Source organism: Azospirillum terrae (assembly GCF_053470425.1).
Window position 1 is genome coordinate 1 of record NZ_JBPXMR010000066.1, and the last position, 580, is coordinate 580.

Consider the following 580-nt stretch of genomic DNA (forward strand, 5'->3'; position numbering starts at 1 on the left):
AGGAACGGGCGTTGCTGCGGCCTCTGCCCAGCGATCCCTACGTCGTGGGACAATGGGACCTTGGCCGGACCGTCGGCGCCGATTACCACGTGATCGCCGACGGCCATTACTACTCCGTGCCCTGCGCCTTGGCGCGCGGCAAGGTGGACGTCTTCACCACCGCCACGCTGGTGACGATCTTCCAGCGCGGCGAGCGGGTAGCCAGCCATCCGCGCAGCCCGATCAAGGGCGGGCACACCACGCTGCCCGAGCACAGGCCGCCGAGCCATCGCGCCGTGCTGGAACGCACGCCCGAACGCCTGCGGGCCGAGGCGGCGGAGATCGGCGTGGCCACGGCCACCTACGTTGACCGGCTGCTCGCCTCGCGCCGCCATGTCGAACAAGGGGTGCGGGCGGCCTGCGGCGTCGTGCGCCTGGCTGCCAAGTACGGCGCCGCGGCCCTGGAGAAGGCGTGCGAGCGGGCGTTGGCCGCCGGGGTGCTGTCGCCGCGCTTCGTGGAAGGGCTGCTCAAGGCACCCACCCGGCCTGTCCTGCCCGAGACCATCGAGGGCGGCCCCGGCGAGCACGGCAACGTGCGCGG

The 580-nt window shown here is 72.8% G+C and carries 1 protein-coding gene; it reads left to right on the forward strand.

Translation table 11 applies throughout. The annotated features are described in order from the left end of the window. Nucleotides 1-11: 11 nt before the first annotated feature. Nucleotides 12-580: Mu transposase domain-containing protein (locus ACSVDD_RS29735; protein WP_448193010.1), on the forward strand; the 569-nt coding region annotated here is incomplete at its 3' end.